The following is a 26390-nucleotide window of genomic DNA, read 5'->3' as shown; positions in this document are numbered from 1 at the left end:
AGGAAAGAACTATCCTGTATACCGCGAATATAAAACGATATATAATCACACTACATTAAGTATATTTAGGAAAATAACCCTTATATTGTAATTACATATCACCTTAAGTTATTAGAGAACGAAAATTCAGGAAATTAACCTTGTTTTATTTATGAATCTTACCGTGCAAATAGTATATATAACAAAATCAAAAAGGATGAGTCTCCCCATCCTTTCCCTTTCCCTCTCACACTTCGCCTTCCTTCACAAAATACACTTTCTCATATGCTGGTGTTAATTTAGATTCTTCATTTTTATCAATCTCTTTAAAGCAAGGATTTCCTTGTTTTTTCTTACGATCTTCATACTCTGTCCGTAATTTCGCTGTACGATTTTGCTGATTTTCAAAGCTACTTTTTGACATTTCTAGTTTCACAGCGAAACCATTTATAAATCTAATAATAAGATTTCCATCTTTTAATTCTTTATTATCTTCAATATGAAAATGAGATAACCACGCACACTCTTTTCGAGAATAAGAATACGTAGGAAAAAAATAAAGTTGATCTGTCGGGCTAATTGCGATAGGAGCTTTATGTGTAATACGAGTTAACTCCTTCGTTCCTTCTTTTCTTCCAAAGAAACTAGAACCATGCTTCCGGCAACTTCTCTCTATAATATCAAGAGGCTTTTGAAATACGAAAAAAGAATCTTCCATTTCTACAATTCGCGTAACAACTTTCTTTTCTCCTAGAACAACAGGAAGTAAGGCCATTGTATTTTTGCTTACAACATAGTTTTCGACATAACGTTCTACTTTACTTTCCATAGTCTACTGTCTGCTACTACAAATATAGGCAAATGTATATCCTTAGAGTATGTAGTTTTTGCACGCTAAGAATATTTTTATCTATACTCGCTCTTTTGTTAGTAACAGATTTTTCACCTCTCTTTTTTAAATTTTCGATTGCTATTTAATTTCCCTTCTTCATTTCCCTTTTATAGTAGCACCTACGAAAAGGAAATGGTTTACATTCTGCGATTCTTTACAAATACTTATAATAAATCAAATATAATACAAATATGTTAATAAAAATATATGGATATCAAAAGAATAATCTGTATAAAAAGAGGATTCTATATACGAAAAAAGAATTTATATCATTTGTAATATATTTAACACATTCCCCTTTTCATATAATTACAGCAATTAATTTTGCTATAATTAAAATATAAATCAAATATACGGAGGTCTCTCATGGAAGAAAAGCAAGATCATCCAACAATTCAAATGAAAAATAGTAGCATTGTTATCGTAAAAAATTCAGCGAGTATTATATTCGGTTTATTTTTTATTTTACTGTTCTTCGCGAAGCCTTTTCGTAAATCTAGATGTCCAGAATGCAAGAAACGTGAAAAGAAAAAAGCTGTGAAAGAACACTAAAAGGCCTTCCTTTACGGAAAGCCCTTTTTACATACTGATTGCCATTTCCTTCATTCTTCTTCATCCTCAAAAAAACTACTATTTTTCCTTCCAAGATTCTCTGTATCTCTTTCAACCTGTACTATGATTATATATGGTTCTTGATCTAAATACCGAGAATGAGACTTCCTCAAATCAATTACCGTCACTTTATCATTTTCATAAGTTTTCGAGTACGCCTTTATTTCTTCAATCGTACTTTTTAGGCTGTCTTTATTACTAATATAAATATCGTATATCTCAACAACAAAAAAAAAGGATGGCATAAGCCATCCTTTTTTCTATAATAAACTATAAAATTATAGTTTGATTACGTTTTTAGCTTGAGGTCCACGGTTGCCATCTTCGATTTCGAAGCTAACTTTTTGGCCTTCTTCTAAAGATTTGAAACCATCAGTTTCGATTGCAGAGAAATGTACGAATACATCGTTTTCGCCTGGAACTTCGATGAAACCGAAGCCTTTTTCGTTGTTAAACCATTTTACTTGTCCTGTAACTGTCATAATTATTTCCTCCTACGAAAATACATTTTATTTAGTCTTCATGTATAAAAAAAGAATCCACACATTATCAAATTCGAAACATAAACTAGTTCTCACATACTTTTTCCCGTTTGTTTTCGGCATTTGATAATATATGGATTGCTTAATTTAATTATTCAACTGGTATTATCATAACACACTTAAAATAGAATGTACAATCTTTTTAAAAATAAAATTTCTAAATTTTAGTATTTCTTATAAAATATAACCATACCTATTCTAATAAGGAGGCGTGTATGACAGAAATAATCCCTAAAAAAACATTAAAGAGAATTGAAAAAGATATTGAAAATAACAACCTTGGAAAAGCAAGAGATAGATTACACGGATTAATCACTACTTATCCGAATGAATTAGCACTTAGGAAAAAACTCGGTGACATTTACTTTACATTACAATACCCAGAAATGGCCGGACGGTATTGGTATCTTGAAAAAGAGAAAACAGATGTTATGCACGCGGCATGTCTACAATTTGAAAAATCGATGGGAAACGACTCTTATCATATTGTACGTGCTTTAAAATTCAAAGGAGATCGTAACATTATTACAGGACTACACACCGAACGTCCCTTACAGCCATTGCAGAAAAAAGTGATAGAGGAACTAATTGATGATTATGAAGAAACATGGAAAGACAAACTATTTACATGGGGCTGTCTATCATTATTCGCATTCCTTCTTTTTACTGCTATCGTTGGTATATTCACTATATTAGATTGGATATTTTAAATAGAAGTGAACGTCCCACAATACGACGACAAATAAAATTACATCAACTTTCCGACAAAGTTTAACAATGTCAGCGACGTAATAACAAATAAGAAAAGTGCCCCAAAAATATTTTTTGGGGCACCTACTTATACCTTTATTTCGTAAACTGTTCTTCTTCTGTGGATCCTTTTAGAGCAGTCGTTGATGAAGTACCGCCTGTAATCACTTGTGCTACTTCATCAAAGTATCCTGTTCCTACTTCGCGTTGATGGCGCGTTGCAGAGTAACCGTATTTCTCTGCTGCGAACTCTGCTTGTTGTAATTCAGAGTACGCTGCCATGCCGCGCTCTTTATAACCACGCGCTAATTCAAACATGCCGTAATTTAATGAATGGAATCCAGCAAGCGTTACGAACTGGAATTTATAACCGTACGATGCAATTTCTTTTTGGAAGCTTGCAATCGTTTTTTCATCTAATTTTTGTTTCCAGTTAAAAGAAGGGGAACAGTTGTAAGCAAGCAGCTTCCCTGGATATTTCTTATGAATTGCGTCCGCAAAGCGTTTTGCATCTTCTAAGTTTGGCTCCGACGTTTCACACCAAACGAGATCTGCATACGGCGCATACGCTAAACCACGTGCAATTGCTTGATCAAGACCTGCTTTCGTATGATAAAACCCTTCTGGCGTTCTTTCACCTGTAATAAACTCTTGATCAACTGGATCGATATCGCTCGTAATTAAATCTGCCGCATCTGCATCTGTTCTTGCGACGATAATTGTTGGTACACCCATTACATCCGCAGCAAGACGTGCCGAAATTAAATTACGCACCGCTGTTTGCGTCGGTAATAATACTTTTCCGCCTAAATGCCCGCATTTTTTCTCTGAAGATAATTGGTCTTCAAAGTGCACGCCAGATGCACCCGCTTCAATCATCCCTTTCATTAATTCAAATACGTTTAACTGTCCACCAAACCCAGCTTCAGCATCCGCCACAATTGGGACGAAATAATCCGTATCACCGTTACCTTCCATATGCTGAATTTGATCAGCACGTTGAAGTGTTTGGTTAATTCGTTTTACAACAGCTGGCACACTGTTCGCTGGGTATAAGCTTTGGTCAGGATACATATGTCCAGAAAGGTTCGCATCTGCCGCTACTTGCCAACCGCTTAAATAAATTGCTTTTAATCCAGCCTTCACTTGTTGCATCGCTTGGTTTCCTGTTAATGCCCCAAGTGCATTAATATAATCTTCTGTATGAAGTGATTTCCAAAGCTTCTCTGCACCACAGCGCGCTAACGTATGTTCAATATCAATCGATCCGCGCAGACGAATTACATCTTCAGCTGTATATGGACGTGTGATCCCTTTCCAGCGCGTATCTAGTTCCCAGCTTTCCTGCAATTTATCAATTCTTTCGTTTTTCATATGTTCCATCCCCTTTTCTTGTTTCTTATAAAATTTCATAACCCGGTAATGTTAAAAACGGCATGAACTCGTTATTACGAACAAGGTTTGTAAACAGTTTTGTTGCTTCTTCAAATCTCCCCTTATTAAATGCTTCCTTACCAATCTCTCTTTCTATTTTTGCTAGTTCTTCTTCTTTCAATTCTTCCATCAATTTAAAAGTGATATTACGGCCATCACTTAACTTTCCACCCTCATGACGAATCCACTGCCATACTTGTGCTCTTGATATTTCCGCTGTTGCCGCATCTTCCATTAAGTTATAAATTGGAGCTGCTCCTCTCCCGCTTAACCAAGATGCAATATACTGAATACCGACGTTAATATTCGTGCGAAGGCCACCTTCTGTAATCGTTCCCATCGGCACTTCTAATAAGTCCTTTTCTGTTACACGTATTTCTTCACGCTTTCTAAAAATTTGATTTGGCGTTTTCATTATGTGATTAAATACTTCCATTGCAACCGGTACAAGTCCCGGGTGGGCAACCCAAGTCCCGTCATGACCGTCTAAAGCTTCGCGCTCCTTATCAGCACGCACTTTCTCGAAAGCTGCCTCATTTGCTTCTGGATCATTTTTAATTGGGATTTGCGCTGCCATCCCTCCGATTGCTGGCGCATTACGGCGATGACACGTTTGAATAACTTTCAAAGAATACGCGCGCATAAACGGCGCTGTCATCGTGACTTGCGCTCTATCCGGAAGTAAAAATTCATTATGATTACGGAAGCTCTTTAAGAAACTAAATATATAATCCCATCGTCCGCAGTTTAAACCAGCAGAATGATCTCTTAATTCATACAAAATTTCATCCATTTCAAATGAAGCGTGAATCGTTTCTATTAACACAGTCGCTTTAATCGTTCCGTTCGGAATGCCGATATACTTTTGAGCGAATATGAAAACGTCATTCCATAATCTTGCCTCTAAGTAACTTTCCATTTTCGGTAAGTAAAAGTACGGGCCACTTCCTTTTGCTAAAAGCGTCTTCGCATTATGGAAAAAGTACAAACCAAAATCTACTAAACTGCCAGACATGTTCTTGCCGTCAACTTGCATATGTTTTTCTTCTAAATGCCACCCTCTCGGACGCACAATTAATACAGCTGTTTTACTATTTAAACGATATTCTTTTCCGTTTTCATTTTCATGTGAAATCGTTCCCTTACTCGCATCTCGTAAGTTAATTTGACCTTCGACAGCATTTCTCCAAGTTGGTGCATTCGAATCTTCAAAGTCTGCCATAAAAAGATGTGCTCCTGAATTTAAAGCGTTAATGACCATCTTTCTATCCACCGGCCCAGTAATCTCCACGCGGCGATCCTCTAAATCTTTCGGAAGCTGGGCAATTGTCCAATCCCCTTCACGTATATGCTTTGTTTCTTCTAAAAACGTAGGAAACTCCCCTGCATCAATTCTTTTTTGTTTCTCCACACGCTTTTTTAAAAGTTCCGTGCGGCGTTCATTGAAATTTTCATGCAGTTCCTTTAAAAAACTAAGCGCCTCAGGTGTCAATATTTCGTTGTACGCTGGTAACATTTCTCCGGCCAGTGTAACCCGTGAAGTTTGCGTCGACATATTAGCATCCCCTTCTTAAACTGTCTTATAACAGATTTGATTTTATGTTTTATATTATATAACAAATCTTCAGAAAAGGAAGTTTTTTTTGAAAATTCACTTCGTTTTTTTTCAAACCGCCTTTCTTTCGCGCAAAAAAAGGCCACTGCTATACAACAGTGGCCTTTATGTATTATTTTTTATTGCTGTGCCATATCATTCGAAATGGCTCTATATAAAAACTGTGCGTATTGTTCGCGCTTTACGCTCATAGACGGACCAAATTTATTTTCTCCTATTCCAATTGTAATATTATTTGTTTGTATTGCGCTAATTGCATTGTTTGCCCATGAATCTGTTAGAACATCATTAAAAGTATGAGGTCCCTTTGCTTCTAATTCAAAAGCATTCGTAAGAACCTGTGCCATTTCCGCACGTGTTAGCGTATCCTTCGGTCTAAAGTTCCCAGTTCCATCACCTTTTAAGATACCTACTTCTGTTAATACTAAAATTTCTTCTATGAACATTGTTGAGTTTTCATTAATATCTTTGTATGGATTCTCAAGTACGTCGCCTTCCTCAAACACTTCGCTAAAATCAATCGTACGATAAATTAAAGCCGCTACTTGCTCACGTGTTACATCATCACCAAAACCAAACTTCCCATCTCCATAACCATTAATAATTCCCCAGCCTGCTAGAGTATGAATAGCTTCAAAAGACCAATGACCTTTTGGTACATCTTTAAATACAACAGAATTTGCTTGTTGTTGTTGCTTCACAACTACTTCAGCATTTACTTTAGTACCTTCTGCACTTAATACAACTCCACCCATAATTGTTAAAGCCATTGCTATTTTTAAAAACTTTTTCTTCACCGCATTTTCCCCCTAAAAACATACTTTTTTTCTACTATAAAGAATTAATAAAAACGTATCAATATACTTATTTATATAAGTTTTGTCTAATTTGTGAACATCTTTTCACATACTTTCCTTTACACTTCGTTGATAATAAAGTTACTAAATAATATCTTTTTCTTATGAATTGTCACTTTAACACACCTGTTTTTTTCATTTTTGGTAAATTCATGTTTTGTATTAAAGTGAATAAATATACATGAATTAAATAAAAAAAGCGCAAAACTTTTGCACTTTTTTCAAAATAACATATTACTATAATTAAAATATTTTCACCTTTCTATTAAACAACTTTTGAATTTCCGCTTAATACTTCTCATCTTTCAAATGAAAATTAATAATAGCCTTATATAAAAATGCTGCATATTGCTCACGTGTTACAAATTTATTTGGTTCAAATTTTCCATTCCCTGTTCCTATTATGACATTATTAGATTGCAATGCACTAATTGCATTTTTTGCCCAATAATTATTTGGTACATCTGCAAATGTATGTTTCTTCTTCACTTCAAATGAAAATGCTCGTGTAAGGACTTGTGCTACTTCTGCACGTGTTATCGTTTCCCCCGGTCTGAAATTCCCCTTCTCATCGCCTTTAAAAATACCATGTTCTGTTAATGCTAAAATTTCCTTTGGAAACATTGTTGATCTTTCAGAAATATCTTTATACGGATTATGTAACGGTCCTTCATGTTTTATATTAAGTGCGCGATACAGTACTGCCGCCACTTGTTCTCGCGTTACATTATCGCCAACACCAAATTTCCCATTTCCATAACCTAGCATAACTTTATTATATGCAACCTCTATAATATATTCATATGCCCAATAGCCTACTGGAACATCATCAAATACAATCATTTCTGGATACTCTTCTGCTTTTATATTAGGAACATTTACATTTAATAATAAACCACCCATAATAGTCGCTACCGTCATTATACGCAACATTCTTTTCTTCATTGCCCTCTCTCCTTCATTTCCATTTTATTAAAATGGAAAATAATAGACTACATTCTTTTTCCATATTACATATGCTGTATTTGCAAATCTCATGTAATACATTCATTTTTAACATCTATTATTTTGAAGATTACTACTAAAGGGAAGCAAATCCGTCCTCATTTCAATTGGTATACCGAATCATAGACAAATTATTATGACGTATACTCTGTAAATCCTTCTTCAGTTTCAAAGGATTTACAATGTTGTACACTAACATATTCTATAAGATTTTCATTAAATCCTTTGCTTATAAAAACTTCATTTTTCAGACAAAAAAAGTGCAAATATTGTCCATTTGCACTAAAAAACATTCCACCTATTAACGTTAATGACGTAGCTACTTTTAATCCCGGTAAATATTATGCTTCTGAGTACACTTTCACTCTTTCATCCCTCGGCTTCCAGAAAGTAAATGCCATTCCTACAAATATAAGGATAATCCCCACTACTTGCATACTAGTCGGTCTAAATCCGGTAAAGACTGTATCTAATAGTATTGCAACCGCAGGATCTAAAAACACTAATACCGAAATTAATCTCGTCGATAAATCTCTTAAACTGTCAAAAAATAAGTAATATACAAATCCCGTATGTATAAGTCCTGTCGCTGTGATCATTATCCAGTTCATCTCTGTTAATCCTTGAAATTTCCCGAAATCTACGAATGGTAGCAATAAAAATATACCCAAAAAAGTTTGTAAAAATGTCATCGCATATGCACTCGCATGCTTAATTCCTTTTCCGAGCAACGTTGTAAATGCATAAAATAAAGCTGCAAGAAGCGCCCACACCATTCCAGACGACATAAGTTTCTCAAGCGACATACTTCCATCTACCCCAGCTACTAAAACTGTACCGATGAAACATATGGTAATGGACAGAACCGCAAATGCTGTTAACCTCTCTTTAAATACAATACTACCAATCATTAATACGATGATCGGTGCAAGATGATATACAGAAATCGCAATTGTAATCGACATAAGTTCAAACGCTTTAAATAAAAACACCCAGTTAAAAACGAGAAATACGCCACACGCTAATATTTGTACAATTTCTTTTTTATTCCATTTCTCATTTTTATATTGTCCTGTTGCAAACCAACATAGCGTTAAAAATAAAGTCGCACAAATACACCGAATAAATACTAATTCAAAAGATGGTAAACCCGTTTGGACAGAAAAAAATCCAATCGATCCGAAAATAGACATCGAAAGGATCATTTTTATAGCCGGCATTGATTTTGAATGAAACAATTTTCTCCTCCCCCTACAATCATCTCTTTATAAACTAAAAATTCTAAAAACATTACATATCATTATATATCACAATTGAAAAACTGTAAAAAAATAGAATGTAAAAAGTAGAATTCACACCAAATCTTCATAATAGAAAAATCATCCTTTATTTCTTATAAAGGATGATTTTTCTATTATTTATTCAGAGGAATTTCACTATATATAAACTTAAATATACTATTTTTGAAGAGTAAATTGTGAAACAATCTGCTTTAATCCTCCTGCTACGCTATGCAGATGCTCAATTGAAACCGAGATTTCTTGAACCGATTTTTCTTGCTGATGAATAGACTCTTTTACCCTATCAGTTCGATCAGATGATCTTTGAGAAATTTGAGCCATGTCTTCTGCAGAAGCAGAAATCTCCTCACTACTCGCTGCAATTTCATCTGTAGACATAGATACAGTTTGAATTTGATTAGATACTTGCTGCACTTTTTCAGTGATTTTTCCAAATACTTTTTCTGTATTCATCACTACTTGTGTACCTGCCTGTACCTCATTATCTACTTTCCCCATCATGTCTACCGTATGGTTCGTTGTTCCCATAACTTGAATAATAAGTTTCTCAATTTGTTTTGCAGAATCACTAGATTGTTCTGCTAATTTTCTTACTTCATCTGCCACAATTGCAAATCCTCTACCACTTTCTCCAGCACGTGCAGCCTCAATTGCGGCATTTAATGCTAATAAGTTAATCTGAGAGGTAATACCTTGCATAACATCAATAATTTTAACAATCTCTTCTGATTGTTCCTTCATAGTCTCAACTTGTTTGACACCGCTATGTACTGAATTTTGGATCGTATCCATCTGTTGAATCATTTGTTTCATTAATTTGTTACCACTCTCTGCATCTAATGCTGATTGAGCAGACAATTCATTTACAGAGGATGATGTATTCACTATACTCTGCATTCCTTGTGTCAACTCTTCCATCGCACCCGCAGTTTGCTCCATTGCTTGCATTTGACTCTCTGCACCATTTGCAACTTCTTCAATATCTATAGTGATTTTCTTCGCTGCACCACTAGATACTTCCGATGCAGATACTACTCCGTCTGCATGTTGGAATAAAAGCTGAATATTATTATCTACTTCTTGCATATTTGCTCTTAGCCCTGCAATCATCTCGTTAAAATCACTTACTAATAAGCCCAATTCATCTTTAGCATTATAATCACCATATACAGTTAGATCTCCTTCTTTTGCTCTTTCCATCATACGACTAACCGTTTGTAAAGGAGCAACTATAAGCTTGCTAATAATATAACTTACTATACATATAACGATTGTAGTAACTACTGCAAGAATGATAAAAGTAATAACGGACTGATCTATCATTTTTTGAGAATCTTTAAATACTTGATCAGCTAAGTTTGAAACATATGCTTCTAGATCTACCGCATAACTAGCTAACTCTACTCCCTTTGGTTTTAATTCCTTATGAAATTCGTTTACCAGCTGGGGTTCGTTTGTCACCTTCGCTTTTTCAAACAACTTTTTATATGTATCCATATAACTTGGCAAAGATTTCTTCATCTTCTGAAACAGTTCATCCTCTTGCTTACTTAAATTAACGCCATCATCATATTCTTTTAATAAAGAATCATATTTCTTTAGATCCTTTTCAACATTACCAATAATCCCCTCTTTATTTGTCCCCTCATTTTGTGACACTGTAATTAATTCTAGTAAGTTATATTCTAGTGAATTTTGTGTACGAAGCATCCCTTCTAATAAAATTGCTGAATTTTGATAATCATCTACGACAATTTCCGTATCATACTTAATCTGATTAATTGAATTAACTGCTACACAACTCATAGTTATCATTCCCAAAACTGCTAATGAGATAAGCGAGAACAATTTATATTTCACTTTTAAATTTTGTAAAAAATACATTTTTCCACCTTTATTCCTTTATATATAGATTTTTAGAATTTTATAGCTTATTATTTACAAAATCACAATAAAAAGCAATGATAAATATTCCCATTCTCAAACTTATATTTTTATAAAAAGAAAAAAGTAGCATAATCGCTACTTCTTTCTTTATTTTTTCTGTTTTTCATATTGTTCAAACGTATGAATTCTTTCAAAAATTGGTGGATGTGTATATAAGAAAAACTTCACTAACGCAGGCGGATTCACTTGGCTTAAGCTCGTTTTTGATAAATATTGAAAAGTTTTCACACCTGATTCCCCATCTTTCGTCATGTCTAGAGCGTATTGATCTGCCGCCCGTTCTTCTATGCGTGATACGTAATTTGATGCAGGACTTGCAGCAAAAGATAGTATAGAAGAAATTAAGAAGAATAAAGGTAAAATTGAGAAACACGCTAATTTTGAAATTTGCAATGTATCTCCCCATTTTCGAATACACATATTTAAAATACAACTAATTAAATACATACCTATAAACGATAGCAACACATAGCTCGCAACGCCCCAATATATATGTTTCATTACGTAATGTCCCATTTCATGAGCCATGATAAATAAAATCTCTTTATCTTTTAATTGCTTAAGCGTCGTATCCCACATTACAATGCGAGAGTTAAGGCCAATTCCCGTTACGTACGCATTTAACGAATTCGTTTTTTCCGACATATTTACTTCATATACGTGTTTAGCTGGAATATCAGCTTTATCTGCCATTGTCAAAATTTTCGTTTCTAATTCTTTATTTTTTAGCGTCGAGAAATCATTGTAAAGTGGATCAATAATAACAGGTTGCACGAACGTTAAAAAAATCGTAAACGGAACAGAGAGTGCCCATCCTGCTAGCCACCATCTCTTCGGGAATTTACGGATAAGCCATAAAAGAACAGTAACGATAAGTAACATAGTCGCGTAATTCACCCAAAAATCGATAACGTGATCTTTTACCCAGCTTTGTGTGCTTTGCGTAGATATTCCGTAATCAACGGACACTTTACGCCCGATCCATTGCATCGGTAATGCAAGAACTGTTGTTAGTAGTGATAAATAAAAGAAATAAATCGCAACTTGTAAGACATTTATTTTGGTCGTTTCCTTCGACCATTTCTCAAACTTTTTTGAAATACCGAGCACGAGTACAAATAATAAAATAATCCATTCAAGAGGCGTCGCTAAAAAGAACAGTAAGTTTTTCACGCGCGAATAATCTTGGCTTAGCGTAAGCTCCCTCGCATTCATAAAAGTCTCTGGATCTGCACTCGTTCCTTTATACATGTCCGGAATGAGTTCATGATTCCATCCAAATAAATACCAATATATAAGTAACGCAAACCCAACGTACAAAAAAAACGACCACCCAATAACTTTCCTCACGCTATTCCCTCCTCTATGCTGCCTGTCTATTATTATTGTAAGTTCGTACATGCTAAATTAGAACAAGCTTATTATGAGAATTGCTCGAGAGCCTTCTACTTACATAAAAAAACTCTTCTACATAAGAAGAGTTCCACCTACCTTTAGACACTTTATTCGGTTCATAATCTGGAATAAGAAACGTACTTACAACCCAACATATTAAACCAGCGCCTTTTATATAGCGTATATATTCATAGTCTTGAAATATGACGCGCCCCCTTAAGGAAGTACATCCACTAATAAACTAAAATCTTGCAAAGAAAAAGAACTATATTTCATAATACCTTGTACAGTTAGAAGTAAAATAAGACCCATCACACACATATAATTAATACTTTCTTCATGCTTTTTCTCAGCAACTACTCCGCCCGTTATGCATAAAATCCCTAATAAATGGAGCGCTAAATACATAAAAAAGTAAGCTTCCTCCCAGCGAAGAACAACATTTACTGTCGTAATCAATACTAAACTCAGTACAATCAAATAAAAAAACTTATTTGACGATATTGTTTCATTCATATAATTTTATACATCCCTTTCAAATTTCGAATTAATAATGATTTAGTTTTCATAAAGTGAAACTTTAATCAGTGGGGTTTTGTTCATCCCCACTGATTATTAGTTGAACCAATCGGGCGTTTACGGACAGTTAATCTCCCACCTAACTTCTTTGCTCCAGTCGAATTTTGAGGTAGGAGTTTTACTACCCGCAAATAGCGGGATAAAATCAAAGTCCCCATCACTTTCTCCAACATTTTATAAGCCCTAACATAATTCACTTCATTTCTACATATTGTCTGAAGATGCGCTTCATCATTTCTTCTATAATAAAGCTGACTATTATTAATGTCCCTAACACGATAAAAAGAAAAATAATATTTCCTGTATCATTATTGACGGAAAAGTACTTATATCTAATAGAAGTACAATAATCTATCATTTCCTTCAATATTTTCTCAAACGTCTTCTCTACCTTATTTATCTCCTATTATACTTGAAAAGTTCTTCTCCCTCTCCGCATATATAACAGGCACTTCTTTACTCCAATATTTGCGATTCACAAATAAAAAGATGAGTACTAAGTTTAATCCTGTCATAAAAATAATTAATCCTGGAAAGAATGTCGTATAGTTCGAAAAATCGGCAAAACTCATTATCTTTTCTCTACTTACTAAAAAAGAAGAACTAAGCACAAGCGCATTGTTTAACATATGAATAGCAATTGGCATGAGTAAGCTTTTCGTACGAATATATACAATTGATAGTACGATGCTAAACACAACTGCACCAAGGAAATCAACATGTAAGCAAGCAAATAAAAGTGCTACAACGACCATTGCTATACTAGTACCCCATTTTGATGCAAAACGCTGCAGTAAAAACCCTCGAAAAACAAACTCTCCGACAATAGGCGCGATAAATACAACCCTAATAAATTGAAATACATATCCCCCGGTACTATCTATAATCGGTTCATGCAAGGCATTCATAATAAAATCTGGTGTAATCCATGCAAAGCTGTACATATATAAAATAAGATAGCCGTAACTAAACATACAAAGTATAATCGCGATGTACAAAACTTGCACTAGGTTAAATGTTTCGTTTCTATTAATAAATAATGAAAATGAAACACGATGCTTTCTATATCCGTAAAAAAGCCATATTATTGGAAGGATATAAAATATAAGCATATTTATAAAAGATGAATTTTGTATATGAAATGTACTTTCTAGCAATTCATTACTGCTTCGTGCTATTAAAATTAATAGTGCAAATACAATTAAAAAATATCTAGCTCGCATCGTTTGAAACGGATTCACATTCATCTCCTCCCCATGTTACTTTTATCATATCATTTGAATCTTAATTTTTTGTGAAAGAAAACCTTAAAATTTCCTTAAAAATTCCATAAGTTACAAAAAGATGATATGATATTCGAGGAAATTAGGAGGGATTCATATGTATCACGCAAATATTCTACTCATTGATGATGAAACAGCAATTTTACAATTACTAACTACCATTCTTGAAAAAGAAGGTTTTTCTCATATTACAACTGCAACATCTGCGGAAATAGCCTTATCTCTCACCGAGCAAAACAATTATGATTTAATTATTTTAGATGTAATGCTTCCTGGACAATCCGGTTTTGACATTTGTCCAATCATTCGCCAAAAAACGGATTGCCCTATCTTCTTCCTAACAGCAAAAACATCTGAGGTAGATAAAATTTCCGGATTTTCATACGGTGCGGATGATTACATTACGAAACCATTTAATCCACTAGAAGTAGTCGCTCGTATGAAAGCTCAACTCCGAAGACATATGAAACAAAACATACAAGAACAAAGAATATACTCCTTTTCTTTTGGGAGATTTGAAATTGATCAACATTCTGCGGAACTAACAGTAGATGGAAACGTTGTCGAATGTTCCGCTCAACTCTTTCAACTACTACTATTCTTTTGTGAGAATCCGAACTACGTATTTTCGAAGGAAGAATTATATGAAAAAGTTTGGGGAGCACCTGCCTATAATGGAGATGATAATACTGTTATGGTTCACATTCGAAAACTACGTGAAAAAATTGAACAAGATCCAAGTAAACCAGAATACATAAAAACAGTTCGTGGACTTGGCTATAAGTTCATTACAAAGTAGGTTAAAGATATGAATTTTAATAAACGACTTATAATCCAGTTTATTTTACAACACGTTTTTGTCTTAGTTACGTTACTTATCGCAGTAATTGCTTCTTTTTCTTATTTAATTTTTCTTCTTAATAGTACTTTATATGAACCTAATATTTCTGATTATGATACCTTTACAATCTCCGAATATATTTCTTCTGAAGACAATAACATTACTTTAAAATCTGAGGTAAAAGATTTAATAACAGAAAAGAGTGATTGGCTTCAAATTGTAGATGAAGATGGAAAGGTCCTTTACAACTTTAATACGCCTAACGATGTTCCGACCTCTTACACAAAGACATCCTTACTTACGTATTTACAGAATAGTAACAACAATATTTATAAATTTAACTATTGGGAAATTAAATTAGAAAAGAAACCAGTGATCGTTATTTACGGTGCCAAACTAAAAAGTAATGCATTACTAAAAACGATACAACAAGGACACCCTTCTTTATCATTAAATGAATTTGCATTAACTGAACAAGAAAAACAATTACTTTCTAAAGAAAAAGCAACACTGCAAATATTTAATAACAATGGCGAAGAAGTTTTTTCCTATCCAACTGGGAAGAAAAAAACATTTTCGGCTATAAAAACAGCTCTTAATGAAAAAGAACCGTGGAATTATAAAGAAAATACATCTAGTTTTTACGATTCAAATAGCGGTCATCTCGTTGTTGTATCCGCCCCAAACGCTCATTATTATCCAGATGATGAATTAGATGATATATTTACCAAAAAACTTCTAATCGGATGCAGCTTAATCCTCCTTATTGTGTTTGTTTATTTAGTCATTCTTTCAATTTGGTATGGAAATAAGTTTGGAAAGCCTTTATTACACACGATGCGCTGGCTTAAAAACATAGCCGGAGGAAAATATGAAGAACCTGTTAGTAAAAAAGGCAAACCTGTTCGGTTCCGGCGCTCCGGTAAAGAAAAATGGTCGTTCCGTATATTCAAAGACGTTACAAACTCACTAGAGCACCTTTCTATTACTTTGAAAAAGAACGATGCAATGAGAAAAGTACTGCAACAAACACGTGAAGAGTGGATTACCGGCCTGACGCATGATCTAAAAACACCGCTTAGCTCTATATACGGCTATGCATTATTACTAGAATCGAAGCAATATAATTGGACGGATCAAGACATTCAACAATTTGGCCTTGTAATGAAAGAAAAATCTCAATATATGACTACATTAATTGACGACTTAAGCTTAACATATCAATTAAAAAATGATACTCTTCCTGCGCAACACGTAAATGTTGAAATTAATCAGTTCGTCCGAAAAGTACTATTACAATTTATTAATAACCCGACACTACAAAATCAAAACATTGAATTCGTGCCAAGTTCAAGCAAAATCCAATATTTTATTGAAGAAAAATGGTTCCAACGTATTATCGAAAACTTACTCGCAAACGCTGTAAAACATAATAATGAAACGACAAACGTAATCGTAAAGCTTTCGCAAAATGCAAATTCATTTACACTATCTATTTCAGATAATGGAAAAGGTATGGATGATAAAACGAAAGAACTTCTATTCGAGCGATATTACAGAGGAACGAATACAGAAGAAAGCAACATCGGAACTGGACTTGGTCTCGCCATTACAAAACAGCTCGTTCATGCCCATAACGGAACGATTTTCATTGATAGTGAAGTTGGAAAAGGAACGACGATTATACTTGTGTTTCCATTTAGTTCGTAGGAAAAGGTGCTTTTATAAAGCACCTTTCTCTTTTCGGAACAGCGCGCTAGTAAATGAAATTATATCGACTTAACTATAAAATACAACAATAGTAGCAACCTATTAATAAAAGAAGACCGTCCAAAAATACCTTTTGAACGGTCTTTCTTTCTATTATTTCTTCTTCACCGGTATCCAAAGTTCAATTTGAGCGAACTCACTTTTGTCTGCATGGGAACGTTCATCGTATAGCTCAAACTCATTAACGCCGCAATGTTCGTATCCTGAATGCGGGAACCATTCTGAGAATACTGCATTCCACGTTTGGTGAATAGACGATACCATTTCTTCATGAGGAACTTTCGGCGTTGTAAATACTGCATACGTTGCGGATGGGAATGTACGCTTTGCAACTGCATTTGGTACATTTTCAAAGTCTGTAACTTCCATTCCGATAATATAAGTGAAGTCCCCTGTTTCTAAATTAAAATCAGTACATAAGCCAAGTTCTACCCATTGGCTCGTATCTTTACGATTCGGAATCGTCGTTCCAAGATCTTTTTGTAAATATTCTTGCCAAAATGCTGGAATGTCTTGATGGTTTTTTCCTTCTTTACTTGTAGTCTTCAGCTCATAACCCGCCATTAAAAATTCTGGTTTATTTACAATACGATATTCCATTTGTATGCCCCCTAAATATGGATTTAATTTTCTTTGCTTTACATTCACTCTATAATACATTGGTGTTTCGATTTCTTGTTTTCGATATTCACTTGGTGTCATTTGAAATAATTTTTTAAAGGCTCTCGTGAACGTTTCGTGAGATTGAAAGCCATGCTCAAATGCGATATCAATAACTTTTTCATCCGTATGAGAAAGTTGATAAGCTGCCCGGGCTAACCTCCTCTTTCGAACATACTCCATTACTGTATCGCCTACTAACGCCTGGAATACACGATGAAAATGCGACTCAGAAAAACCTGCAACACGTGCTAAATTACGCAGCGTTTGTTTTTCCATTACATCTTCCTCAATATAATCAATTGACCTTTGAATTTGTGTTTCATAGCTTTCCATCTCTGTTCACCCGCCTTATATGTATTATGATAAAAGAGAATCCTATCCAATTCTTGACGTTTTTTACTATAATTCCATAAAAATTGTAACTTTTTTATATGTATTTCGTTGTTATGTATGAAGGGAGGGAAATGTAGTGAAACGCAAACAATCATTAGAAGAAATTTACTCCGAGCATATGCAAGATTTATTTCGCTATCTTCTCTCCCTAACCGGAGATTCTCATAGTGCTGAAGATCTCATGCAAGAAACATTTTACCGAATGCTCGTCCATATTGACTATTATAAAGGAGAAGAAATTAGGCCGTGGTTATTTACAATCGCCTACAACGCCTTTATCGATTGGTACCGAAAAGAAAAGAAGTATAAAACAACGCAAATTGAAGAATTCCATTTACCAAACGTGCCAAGTACAGAACACTCTTATTTCGTAAAACATGAGATTGCTAGTTGGTTACAAAGTATATCCTCTCTTCCGCTCGAAAGACGAAATGTGTTACTACTACGAGATTACTACGGATTCTCTTATAAGGAAATAGCAGAAATGACTGGTCTCTCGTTAGCAAAAGTAAAAATTGAATTACACCGAGGACGAAAAGAAACGAAAAGCATAAAGGAGTGATACAGATGGGTTGTGCAGAGTTTAAAAAACTGTGGACGAAATACGAAAAAGGAACGCTCACACATGACGAACAAGAACAGTTAGAAAGTCATATAGAAACTTGTGCAGAATGTGAAGCTCATTTAGATGACTTACTTGCGAAGAGTGAACCCGTAAAGAAAAAATTACCGCCAAAAGATCTTAAAGTTCCTTTTTGGAGAATTAAGTGGAAACATCGGTTACAAACGTTTGGTTTTATATTATCCATTTGCATCGTTATATATATAATCGGTGGGGTATTATCAGCCTTTTATTTTCAAGCTAATAATGATAAAAGGCTAGAAGAAATTAGAGAAGTTCCTTCGCTTGCACTTGAAGCAACTATCCCAAATAGCCGTGTTATGGGGGGCGGAACAAGTGTAGAAGCTTTTTTCCGTACGAACAGCAGCTTCGATTTAGTAAGAACCGTCGGTAAAAAAGAAATGCCACTCGGTACAGTAGAAACAAAAAGCTTCTTATCATCTGTAGATGTCACGAAACAAACTTGGATGAATCCGTTCTATCAACCAAAACTCTGCTTTGTTCATCCCAAAACAAAGCAGGGTGATTATTTAAAGGATTCCTCAAAAAAAGTATGGGATACACTTGCAAAAGTACATGATGGAACCGTTGCAGAAGTAGCAATTTCTTTTGATAAAACTTACACTTTAAAAGAATTAGAACCGCTTTTATATAGCATATTCGAAGCACAAGAACTCCCTCCAACTCCTGTATGGTACGCTTTAGATACAGGACAAGAAAGAATAAACGAAGAAGATTTCATCCTACCTGGGGGCGAATTTATAGGATTTCCAGAACATATAGGATTCCTTGATGATGAAAGAGAAAATCTGAAAACGCAAGAGGCTAAAGTAATTGAAATGATGCGTATTCTTTCTACGCATGAAAAAACTGTAAATAAAGTTGCCATGCTTCCTGAGGGGCAGCTGAACTTAGATAAACGTTATAAATATGTAAAAGATAACGGCGTAAAAGTATACGGCATTGTCATTACTGGGCCGTCGAAAGAATTATTAAAATTACAAAACTCCCCGCACGTACGTTATGCGACTCTTGGAGATATTGAGGTTTGGAATTGGTTTGATTAGTGAAAATGAAAAGGTTGTGTAGAAAATAGCAGCTATTTTCTACACAACCTTTTTAATAATTTAAAACCTATATTTCACTAACAGAATCTGTGAATAAAGCGTGGAATACGTTAACTTCCCCCATACGTAAACATTCCGTTTCTATATCAGGAATTGCAGTTCTAGCAACCTCTCGTTCTACTCTTACAAATCCTTTTGTATTCATTAGTTTATCAAATTCACAAATGGTATCCATTTCTACATCGATTGTTTCAAAAGTCCATTCCCTTACATCTTCATCATATGTTGTTTTTAATACGTATTGACACTCCCACCCCTAAAGGGGCCAGCTGACTAACGTCAGTGGGATTCTTGCTACCAAAGGCGAAGTCCATTTCTGGTATCGCTGACGTGCAAGATTGCGGTGTGCCATCACCACTCCCACAACAGACCATATAGGTTCGTGGGCTACGGTACTGTGACCATACCGTACAGATTGTTCATTCTCAAATGTTTTTACGTCTTTTGCATGACGACTTAATACATTTTACGGAGTAGAAGAATTTGCTACCCCAACCTCATATGTATTCTGTTTTCAGAGAACAATCGTTTTAGAGTCTTTTGCATGACTATGAATAAAGTATACCATGTTTTGCTATGCAAAAACGATGCTTTCATCCCACGTCTAAAGACGGACTAAAGTCCTGCGTGGGCTTTCCCGTATCGTAAATTCTGTAAGCTAACAAAAACCCCTAAATCAAGGCGCTCGCCTCTTGATTTTCGTATCCAATCAATATCATCATTTAACATCGGTTCTTTTCCATTTAGTAACACATTATATTCTAGACAATTATATAGGTTTAAATCTGTATAGTCTGACACGTGATAATCACAAAATGTTGACTCGATTAAAGACAAAATTTCCTTTTGAGAGCTTTCGTTTTTTATAAAACTCTCTTTCAAGTCTACAAACTTTTTATGCTCTTTGGACTCCTCGTACAATCCTTTTTCTTTCACAATATTTTTCGGAAAGAATTTGTAAACTGTTTCTTTTAATTCATTCATCATTTCAGGTTTTGCCGTTTTAACCATTCTGTAAATCCTCCTATGCTAAAAAGAATTCTCACCGCAATAAAGAATCATACCCTAAATATGTTATTAATTAACAAATAAATTATATTAAAATAAACAATATGATTCAATTCTGTTTTTTAAAAATTTTTCTGTTATAATGGCTGATTCCGAACATTATGTTTATCATAATATGAAAATTACAAAAAAAAACGACAAAAACCTTTAAATTACCTTAAAAAATATAACAATCCATATATAAAGAACGAAAGATTCTAAAGCGATTATTGAAAAATATATTATTTTGTCACATTAAAAATTAGTACTTTTTTCACAAATTATTTTTGATGGAAAACTTTATAAAATTTATTTTTTACTATAAAAGGTATTTCTCTGGTAAAATATTATAGTCTCGTAAAAATGTAACACATTTCCATACGAACAACCCTTTAAAGCGAAAAGGTGTCATCATAATTGATGACACCTTTTCCTATTACAAATAAACTAATTAGAAATCACTTTCACATACATCCCTCTTATCGCCTTTTCATAAGCGATATCGCTCATCTGTCTTATTTTTTCCGATACAACAGACGATCGAACAACTTCACCTTCACGAAGTAATGGAGGATCAATAAGACGCACTTTATTTTTCTGATGTAGATCATACTCATTTCTATCTTCTTTTACTTCTATACTTGGATGAACTTTTCTTAATAAAGCATCTACTTCTTGATCTTTACATAGCCGCAATTTCGTAATAAGCTCATGATCTTCAAGAAGAAAATCATCTGGATTGATTATCTTTTTATGAAGAGCTAATTTTAACGTTTTAGCTAACATATCGTTTCCATAAATATTCATTGGTTTCATAAAGAAATCAATTACTTCTTTGTAATACGTCTTCGTAAACCATTCTGCAATTTCAATATTTTGAAGAACCATTTTCCCATCTACTTCGATTAAATCCTCTAAAAAACTATGAACTTCTTCTAAAGAAATATATCCATATGTAAACATATCCCGTAATGTGTAATCCACTCGGTCTGCACATAATTCTGGCGCAGATTTTTCAAGTAATGTCCACTTCGAATCATCTAACAAAATATCTTCATAGTTATAACCATGTTTTGAAAGAATCGCCGGGATTTCCGAGTTTTTCACGACAGAACTAAATATTTCTTCATGATAACTTTCATTTTCGCTATCAAAAACGTAATCGATCACATGGGAAAAAGCAGTATGCGATACATCATGCAGTAAACCAGCAATCTGTTCTTCTACTGAACCACCAAGTTTTTTAATTAACAACATAGCACCAACTGAATGATCAAAGCGCGTTACATTCCATTTCTCATTCATTAAGTAACTTGCTCCGGCCTGATGAACCCCTTTCAGCCTTTGCACAGGTTTACTTAAAATTAATTCTTCTAACACTTTATCTACTTTAAACTCACCGTATATGACATCTAATATGATCACTTAAAATCCCCCTTTTCAAGCAGAGTCTTCTTATAGTATCTCTTTTTCCAAGGAGAGTAAATACGGACATTCCGCACTTATATATCTACAATTAAAAATATATTGATTTTACGTTTTTTATATGTATATTATAAATGTCTGTTATTTGTTTTAATTCATTTATTTTTATTGAGCGCTCCTTATATGGAGCCTTTTTTTATTTTTAAAAATAGAGAGCACTCAGCTCTCTATTTCACAATCCTATTCAAATGTAACTTCAACCTGCACAATCTCAGATCTACTTCCCAGTCTAAGCGGTGGTCCCCAGAATCCAAATCCAGAAGAAACAATTGCGTGGAATGCACCTTTTTGTGCGTATCCCCAGTCTAGTTCGTACATTCTTCTCGTCACAATATGGTTCGGCGCCATTTGTCCGCGATGCGTGTGACCGGATAATAATAAATCAACGCCGGCGTCCGCTGCTTGTTTTAATTCAAATGGTTGGTGATCCATTGCGATAACAGGAAGCGATTTATCTACCGTACTCATTAGATTTTCAAAGCTTTGACGATCTCGCTCTGTTTTATCCCTTCTTCCAACGAGATAAAAATCATCTTCAATTGTAATGACTTCATCTAAAAGAATACGAATATCAATCTTATCCATCTCTTGTAAAAACTCAGGAACAGCTCGGCCGTAATATTCATGGTTTCCTAACACACCATATACGCCTAATGGAGCTTTCATCTGTTTCATGATTGGTCCCATATTTTTCTGAATGAACACACCTGGATGATCATCGATAATATCACCCGGCAGTAAAATAATATCGGGTTTCATTTCATTTACATGACGAACGAGTCTCTTTAAATGAGCAACTCCAGACAGTTTACCGAAGTGCATATCAGAAGCCATCGCAATGCGTAAACTTTTACGCCCTTCTACTTTTTTCGGTATATGTACATCATACTTTCTTACAACCGGGCTATACGCATTAAATACCCCGTATGCGAAGATAAAGAAAAATACGAGTAAAGTGACTGCCCCTGTCCAAATAATTGCCGTCTCTTTCTCCACTGAAAACTGTAGAAGGAAAACTGTAATATCGGCTAACGGCAATAACATAAGCGCGTATTGTATAACCGCAAACCAAATTGAACCGACCGTTCGCAGGAAAGGAAGGAATTTAAACACTTGTACGAGAATATACGCATATGAAATGAAGCCAACTACGAAAGCGTAATATCCCCAAGATTCCCAGCCGAACACCGTACTGAGCCAAACCCATCCGTTCCAGCCGATGTAAAACATGAGTAGTGTGTATACAATTAAAATAGTGAATATATTGAAATAACGAAAATTTTTCACTGCTAGCCTCCTTATTGATTTCTTCTATTATATCTTGTTATGCACGTTTAACGTAAATATTAAGCACATCAATCTTCACAATAAAAACATTGATAAACACATCGTTTTAAAGTTTTTAGGAACGGCTGTAATGGGCATTTTAGAATCTTACGTATTAGACGAAATTGATAATGATATTGAATATGTTGGGACAACTTCTTTATTTTGATTTAACATCACAGATAGTGAAATATTTTGATTAATAATAAGAGGCTATTTCAATGATAAAAAAGAGCTTGAATTACTTCAAACTCTTTTACATATAAGCGTAATTTCAATTGATTCTCTATTTAACCCTTTATTTCATGAAATTAACCGATGTTTCTTAGTTGTTTTTCTAATGACCATCTAGCTGTTTTTTTCACTACGAAACCAAATTGCACCTTTTTCCAACCATTCTTTTCTATACTCAATAAATGTATAGCCTTGATCACAATCATCATAACCAAATTGAAAACCGCAACATAGACAAATCTCATATGATGGGTCATCATCTTCATCTTGTATCCGTTCCATTATCCCCTCATGTATTAAGTAACTCAACATAATACAGCGTATCATCCGTCTGAAAATACATAACAGATCCGCGGCTATAATAAGTAACAAATTGAATCGGTTCTCCTAGTTCATTACAAAGATTCATATCATGCACATGATTATTATTTAAATCATAAACAACCAACTTTTTATCTCGAGTAATGAATACTACTTTACCTTGAACAACCGCAAAACTTTCCGACCATATTTCCCTAATTAAATTTATTTCATTCCACAACATATGAAAATTTTTATCTTTCATTTGAACTAAAGGAAATTCTGAATAATAATAGAGCCAAACGTCTCCATCTATAACGTTCATTGCATAACAATCATCTATAGGAGGTACATTAAACCTTTCTACATATTGATCATAATTATTAAAAATCAATTTACCTGTAGAATCAAAAGCAACTATACCATTTACTCCAATTGGGCACTCTCCGAAAACCCCTTCATCACAATAACTAACCCATATATCTTCATTCACATCAACCTGACAATCTTGAATCCCTTCTCCGGCATAAAACTTACAATGTTCACTTCCGTCCGAATTGTAAATAACCGTATTATCATCTTCATAATTAAATATAAGTAACCATCTCTCTCCAATTCGTTGCATACATCGCACAGATTCAACATCGATATCTACGTTTAAATTGAATTTACTTATATTCACATTATTTTTATCCAAATAAATAATACAAGGTTGATTCGTATTATCTTGTACTAGTAAAATCACATTTTGTTTATAATCCAAACTCACTTTTTTTAACTGATAAGCTTCAACAATATCCTTAAAACTTACTAACTCTTTACATGCGATATCTTTCATATAGATGAAAATCCTCTCATTGATTCTAAACATAAAAAATAAGCGTCAAACTTCTATAATTTTAATAAGTTTGACGCTTACTCTCAATTATTATTTTAAATACTGCCCTTTCATTCTCCTAATCCTAATCCCAGATTGGTGCGGCAGAAAAACCTTCAAGACTCATTTCCATTGAATTTAAAAGTATTTAAAAATGAAGAAAGCTGACTTTTAATACTAAGTATATATTCATAGAATTCATATATATAACAACTTAGCGTGCTATCTCCTTCACCTGAGAAGTCAGTTATAACAATCTTGATGAAATTATCATCCTGCTCGCCTATATGAAAACATTCCATTATTTATACCTCCCTATAATACGTATAACAGCTTGGCTAATAAATAACTAATCTAAAGTATAATTGTGGAAAATTTATATTTATAAGTTCATCTAATCTCTTATTGGTAATGAAGGTGTCTGACCTTTTTTTGCTTTAGAATTATAATGATAGTATAGCGTTTATCCTTATGTTTTTATAGCCAACAAAAATTAATGTGTACAAAAGAGAGAAAAATCTACATCAGCTTTTCTCTCTCTCTATCAACCACTTCTCTATTTATTCTCCCTCTTCTAAAATCCCATATTGCTCCCAACAAAATATTCGTTTCCCTTTAACAGCATATATTGTTTGATCCCTTGAAAAAATATACTCAAATTGAATAGGATTTCCATCGCTATCTACTGTTAACAGAGTTGCTAATTTTTTATTTACAAGTGAATATGCATGTATTTGATTGTTATCTACACCAAAGATAATATTATTTTGTACTTTTAAATATAGTGATGTATGATTCAATGTTGTTTCATACAGAATAACTTGTTCGCATCGTTCTTTATTAATCTGTGTGAATGAATACGTTCCTTGCTCGTTATAGTAAGACATTAAAATATCACCTGTCTTCTGTATATGTATTGCTGTACAATCACAGACAGATCTCTTTATTGAATTATTAAATTCATTAGTAATTAAATCGCCATTCTTAGAAAAAATAGCTAATCCGCTCTTTTCAAATTTATTAATATCATATATATTTTCCCAATCTATCGAATCAAACTCTTCATCTGAAATAAACAATTCCTCTACAGAAGTAAATATACCTTCTTCACTATACCCAACCAATAAATGTTCTTCTTCATCAACTTGAAAATACTTTATTCCATTTCCTAAGTAATATGAAGCAACGATGTTTCCTTTTTTATCAAAAATTGTAGCCGTTGTATCTTCCTTTTTCTCAACGAAACTTTTAACCAAAATCCAATTTTCTCCTAAAGGTTGAATGAAGTTAAAATATTGATTATTTTCTATAGTATATTGTTTCAAAACGCCAGATTTCAACGAGTGTATAATTTTATAATAATAAATGTCTGTAACCTTTTTATCCAATACTAAAATTATAATATCTTGTTTATTTCCCGTTGCAATACAGAGAATTTCCCCTTCTACACATGAAAAATCCATCCGCTTATTAAATACTAGTTTTTTCATAACTAACAGACCTCCAATGAATTG

26 protein-coding genes and 4 pseudogenes are annotated in these 26390 nt (G+C 33.9%); 7 read left to right on the top strand and 23 right to left on the bottom strand.

Going from position 1 to position 26390, the window contains the following annotated elements:
- Positions 1-226 precede the first annotated feature (226 nt).
- Positions 227-808, bottom strand: coding sequence for a competence protein ComK (locus NSQ08_RS04350; protein ID WP_002011279.1), 582 nt, complete (start codon positions 806-808; stop codon positions 227-229).
- Between the two features lie 49 nt (positions 809-857).
- Positions 858-944: pseudogene (locus tag NSQ08_RS29885) on the bottom strand (RNA-guided endonuclease TnpB family protein); the annotation flags it as partial.
- A gap of 293 nt (positions 945-1237) precedes the next feature.
- Between NSQ08_RS29885 and NSQ08_RS04345 the strand changes: the two are divergent.
- Positions 1238-1423 (top strand): hypothetical protein, encoded by a 186-nt coding sequence (locus NSQ08_RS04345; RefSeq protein WP_002188726.1) that lies wholly within the window; start codon positions 1238-1240, stop codon positions 1421-1423.
- Positions 1424-1473: 50 nt separating this feature from the next.
- On the opposite strand, the gene NSQ08_RS04340 is transcribed toward NSQ08_RS04345, so the two are convergent.
- A complete protein-coding gene (locus tag NSQ08_RS04340) occupies positions 1474-1728 on the bottom strand; it encodes a hypothetical protein (RefSeq protein WP_340772028.1) in 255 nt (84 codons plus the stop codon).
- Positions 1729-1761: 33 nt separating this feature from the next.
- On the bottom strand, positions 1762-1965 hold the full coding sequence (cspA, locus tag NSQ08_RS04335) for an RNA chaperone/antiterminator CspA (protein WP_002011282.1): 204 nt from the start codon (positions 1963-1965) through the stop codon (positions 1762-1764).
- Between the two features lie 275 nt (positions 1966-2240).
- Here cspA and NSQ08_RS04330 point away from each other — a divergent pair, with 275 nt between their 5' ends.
- Entirely contained in the window at positions 2241-2735 is a 495-nt protein-coding gene (locus tag NSQ08_RS04330; protein WP_002011284.1) for a DUF6584 family protein, read from the top strand.
- A gap of 136 nt (positions 2736-2871) precedes the next feature.
- Here NSQ08_RS04330 and aceA read toward each other — a convergent pair whose 3' ends face one another.
- The 11 genes and pseudogenes from aceA to NSQ08_RS04280 form a co-directional block, all read right to left on the bottom strand.
- Positions 2872-4149 (bottom strand): isocitrate lyase, encoded by a 1278-nt coding sequence (aceA, locus tag NSQ08_RS04325; protein ID WP_002140795.1) that lies wholly within the window; start codon positions 4147-4149, stop codon positions 2872-2874.
- Positions 4150-4174: 25 nt separating this feature from the next.
- Positions 4175-5764, bottom strand: coding sequence for a malate synthase A (gene aceB, locus NSQ08_RS04320; RefSeq protein ID WP_340772011.1), 1590 nt, complete (start codon positions 5762-5764; stop codon positions 4175-4177).
- Between the two features lie 179 nt (positions 5765-5943).
- A complete protein-coding gene (locus NSQ08_RS04315) occupies positions 5944-6621 on the bottom strand; it encodes an S-layer homology domain-containing protein (protein WP_340772008.1) in 678 nt (225 codons plus the stop codon).
- Between the two features lie 348 nt (positions 6622-6969).
- A complete protein-coding gene (locus NSQ08_RS04310; protein ID WP_088030986.1) occupies positions 6970-7626 on the bottom strand; it encodes an S-layer homology domain-containing protein in 657 nt (218 codons plus the stop codon).
- A gap of 401 nt (positions 7627-8027) precedes the next feature.
- Positions 8028-8924 (bottom strand): DMT family transporter, encoded by an 897-nt coding sequence (locus NSQ08_RS04305; protein ID WP_113769110.1) that lies wholly within the window; start codon positions 8922-8924, stop codon positions 8028-8030.
- 219 nt (positions 8925-9143) lie between these two features.
- Positions 9144-9935 carry a methyl-accepting chemotaxis protein gene (locus NSQ08_RS29880; protein ID WP_407707571.1) on the bottom strand — a complete coding sequence of 264 codons (792 nt, stop codon included), beginning with the start codon at positions 9933-9935 and terminating at the stop codon, positions 9144-9146.
- 156 nt (positions 9936-10091) lie between these two features.
- Positions 10092-10871 (bottom strand): annotated as a pseudogene (locus NSQ08_RS29875) (MCP four helix bundle domain-containing protein); the annotation flags it as partial.
- 150 nt (positions 10872-11021) lie between these two features.
- Positions 11022-12284 carry a M48 family metallopeptidase gene (locus NSQ08_RS04295; protein ID WP_340771993.1) on the bottom strand — a complete coding sequence of 421 codons (1263 nt, stop codon included), beginning with the start codon at positions 12282-12284 and terminating at the stop codon, positions 11022-11024.
- A 261-nt stretch (positions 12285-12545) separates the two neighbouring features.
- Positions 12546-12845 carry a hypothetical protein gene (locus tag NSQ08_RS04290; protein ID WP_340771988.1) on the bottom strand — a complete coding sequence of 100 codons (300 nt, stop codon included), beginning with the start codon at positions 12843-12845 and terminating at the stop codon, positions 12546-12548.
- 83 nt (positions 12846-12928) lie between these two features.
- Positions 12929-13066 (bottom strand): hypothetical protein, encoded by a 138-nt coding sequence (locus tag NSQ08_RS04285; protein ID WP_340771985.1) that lies wholly within the window; start codon positions 13064-13066, stop codon positions 12929-12931.
- A gap of 234 nt (positions 13067-13300) precedes the next feature.
- Positions 13301-14149: a CPBP family intramembrane glutamic endopeptidase gene (locus NSQ08_RS04280; RefSeq protein ID WP_340771983.1), complete on the bottom strand. Its 849-nt coding sequence runs from the start codon at positions 14147-14149 to the stop codon at positions 13301-13303.
- Between the two features lie 139 nt (positions 14150-14288).
- Between NSQ08_RS04280 and NSQ08_RS04275 the strand changes: the two genes are divergently transcribed.
- Positions 14289-14990, top strand: a complete 702-nt coding sequence (locus NSQ08_RS04275; protein ID WP_340771980.1) for a response regulator transcription factor — start codon at positions 14289-14291, stop codon at positions 14988-14990.
- Between the two features lie 9 nt (positions 14991-14999).
- Positions 15000-16742: an ATP-binding response regulator gene (locus NSQ08_RS04270; RefSeq protein ID WP_340771977.1), complete on the top strand. Its 1743-nt coding sequence runs from the start codon at positions 15000-15002 to the stop codon at positions 16740-16742.
- A 153-nt stretch (positions 16743-16895) separates the two neighbouring features.
- On the opposite strand, the gene NSQ08_RS04265 is transcribed toward NSQ08_RS04270, so the two are convergent.
- Positions 16896-17798: an AraC family transcriptional regulator gene (locus tag NSQ08_RS04265; protein WP_033730687.1), complete on the bottom strand. Its 903-nt coding sequence runs from the start codon at positions 17796-17798 to the stop codon at positions 16896-16898.
- A gap of 136 nt (positions 17799-17934) precedes the next feature.
- Here NSQ08_RS04265 and NSQ08_RS04260 point away from each other — a divergent pair, with 136 nt between their 5' ends.
- Both NSQ08_RS04260 and NSQ08_RS04255 read left to right on the top strand, forming a co-directional pair.
- On the top strand, positions 17935-18420 hold the full coding sequence (locus NSQ08_RS04260) for an RNA polymerase sigma factor (protein WP_002125854.1): 486 nt from the start codon (positions 17935-17937) through the stop codon (positions 18418-18420).
- A gap of 5 nt (positions 18421-18425) precedes the next feature.
- Positions 18426-19547 carry an anti-sigma factor gene (locus NSQ08_RS04255; protein WP_340771964.1) on the top strand — a complete coding sequence of 374 codons (1122 nt, stop codon included), beginning with the start codon at positions 18426-18428 and terminating at the stop codon, positions 19545-19547.
- Positions 19548-19614: 67 nt separating this feature from the next.
- Here NSQ08_RS04255 and NSQ08_RS04250 read toward each other — a convergent pair.
- From NSQ08_RS04250 to NSQ08_RS04235, 4 genes and pseudogenes are all read right to left on the bottom strand, one after another.
- A pseudogene (locus tag NSQ08_RS04250) lies at positions 19615-19848 on the bottom strand (hypothetical protein); the annotation flags it as partial.
- A 398-nt stretch (positions 19849-20246) separates the two neighbouring features.
- A pseudogene (locus NSQ08_RS04245) lies at positions 20247-20618 on the bottom strand (hypothetical protein); the annotation flags it as partial.
- 483 nt (positions 20619-21101) lie between these two features.
- Positions 21102-22079, bottom strand: coding sequence for an HD domain-containing protein (locus tag NSQ08_RS04240; protein WP_340771961.1), 978 nt, complete (start codon positions 22077-22079; stop codon positions 21102-21104).
- 240 nt (positions 22080-22319) lie between these two features.
- Positions 22320-23426: a metallophosphoesterase gene (locus NSQ08_RS04235; RefSeq protein ID WP_340771958.1), complete on the bottom strand. Its 1107-nt coding sequence runs from the start codon at positions 23424-23426 to the stop codon at positions 22320-22322.
- A 34-nt stretch (positions 23427-23460) separates the two neighbouring features.
- Here NSQ08_RS04235 and NSQ08_RS04230 point away from each other — a divergent pair, with 34 nt between their 5' ends.
- On the top strand, positions 23461-23634 hold the full coding sequence (locus tag NSQ08_RS04230; RefSeq protein WP_340771955.1) for a TetR family transcriptional regulator: 174 nt from the start codon (positions 23461-23463) through the stop codon (positions 23632-23634).
- A 179-nt stretch (positions 23635-23813) separates the two neighbouring features.
- Here NSQ08_RS04230 and NSQ08_RS04225 read toward each other — a convergent pair whose 3' ends face one another.
- The 3 genes from NSQ08_RS04225 to NSQ08_RS04215 all read right to left on the bottom strand — a co-directional run bounded on the left by NSQ08_RS04225 (position 23814) and on the right by NSQ08_RS04215 (position 26366).
- Positions 23814-23981: a hypothetical protein gene (locus NSQ08_RS04225; RefSeq protein ID WP_340771952.1), complete on the bottom strand. Its 168-nt coding sequence runs from the start codon at positions 23979-23981 to the stop codon at positions 23814-23816.
- A gap of 7 nt (positions 23982-23988) precedes the next feature.
- Positions 23989-24837, bottom strand: coding sequence for a hypothetical protein (locus NSQ08_RS04220; protein WP_340771949.1), 849 nt, complete (start codon positions 24835-24837; stop codon positions 23989-23991).
- Positions 24838-25436: 599 nt separating this feature from the next.
- Complete coding sequence (locus NSQ08_RS04215; RefSeq protein WP_215584670.1) at positions 25437-26366, bottom strand: hypothetical protein; 930 nt, start codon at positions 26364-26366, stop codon at positions 25437-25439.
- Between the last annotated feature and the right edge of the window lie 24 nt (positions 26367-26390).

It is taken from the genome of Bacillus sp. FSL E2-8887 (assembly GCF_038007205.1).
GTDB lineage: Bacteria > Bacillota > Bacilli > Bacillales > Bacillaceae_G > Bacillus_A > Bacillus_A mycoides.
This window is presented reverse-complemented; position numbering and strand designations above follow the sequence as displayed.

Coding starts and splice junctions, on each gene's coding strand:
- NSQ08_RS04350 (WP_002011279.1), bottom strand. CDS start 808: ATGGAAAGTAAAGTAGAACGTTATGTCGAAAACTATGTTGTAAGCAAA.
- NSQ08_RS04345 (WP_002188726.1), top strand. CDS start 1,238: ATGGAAGAAAAGCAAGATCATCCAACAATTCAAATGAAAAATAGTAGC.
- NSQ08_RS04340 (WP_340772028.1), bottom strand. CDS start 1,728: ATGCCATCCTTTTTTTTTGTTGTTGAGATATACGATATTTATATTAGT.
- cspA (WP_002011282.1), bottom strand. CDS start 1,965: ATGACAGTTACAGGACAAGTAAAATGGTTTAACAACGAAAAAGGCTTC.
- NSQ08_RS04330 (WP_002011284.1), top strand. CDS start 2,241: ATGACAGAAATAATCCCTAAAAAAACATTAAAGAGAATTGAAAAAGAT.
- aceA (WP_002140795.1), bottom strand. CDS start 4,149: ATGAAAAACGAAAGAATTGATAAATTGCAGGAAAGCTGGGAACTAGAT.
- aceB (WP_340772011.1), bottom strand. CDS start 5,764: ATGTCGACGCAAACTTCACGGGTTACACTGGCCGGAGAAATGTTACCA.
- NSQ08_RS04310 (WP_088030986.1), bottom strand. CDS start 7,626: ATGAAGAAAAGAATGTTGCGTATAATGACGGTAGCGACTATTATGGGT.
- NSQ08_RS29880 (WP_407707571.1), bottom strand. CDS start 9,935: ATGCAAGCAATGGAGCAAACTGCGGGTGCGATGGAAGAGTTGACACAA.
- NSQ08_RS04290 (WP_340771988.1), bottom strand. CDS start 12,845: ATGAATGAAACAATATCGTCAAATAAGTTTTTTTATTTGATTGTACTG.
- NSQ08_RS04285 (WP_340771985.1), bottom strand. CDS start 13,066: ATGGGGACTTTGATTTTATCCCGCTATTTGCGGGTAGTAAAACTCCTA.
- NSQ08_RS04275 (WP_340771980.1), top strand. CDS start 14,289: ATGTATCACGCAAATATTCTACTCATTGATGATGAAACAGCAATTTTA.
- NSQ08_RS04270 (WP_340771977.1), top strand. CDS start 15,000: ATGAATTTTAATAAACGACTTATAATCCAGTTTATTTTACAACACGTT.
- NSQ08_RS04265 (WP_033730687.1), bottom strand. CDS start 17,798: ATGGAAAGCTATGAAACACAAATTCAAAGGTCAATTGATTATATTGAG.
- NSQ08_RS04255 (WP_340771964.1), top strand. CDS start 18,426: ATGGGTTGTGCAGAGTTTAAAAAACTGTGGACGAAATACGAAAAAGGA.
- NSQ08_RS04225 (WP_340771952.1), bottom strand. CDS start 23,981: ATGGAACGGATACAAGATGAAGATGATGACCCATCATATGAGATTTGT.
- NSQ08_RS04220 (WP_340771949.1), bottom strand. CDS start 24,837: ATGAAAGATATCGCATGTAAAGAGTTAGTAAGTTTTAAGGATATTGTT.
- NSQ08_RS04215 (WP_215584670.1), bottom strand. CDS start 26,366: ATGAAAAAACTAGTATTTAATAAGCGGATGGATTTTTCATGTGTAGAA.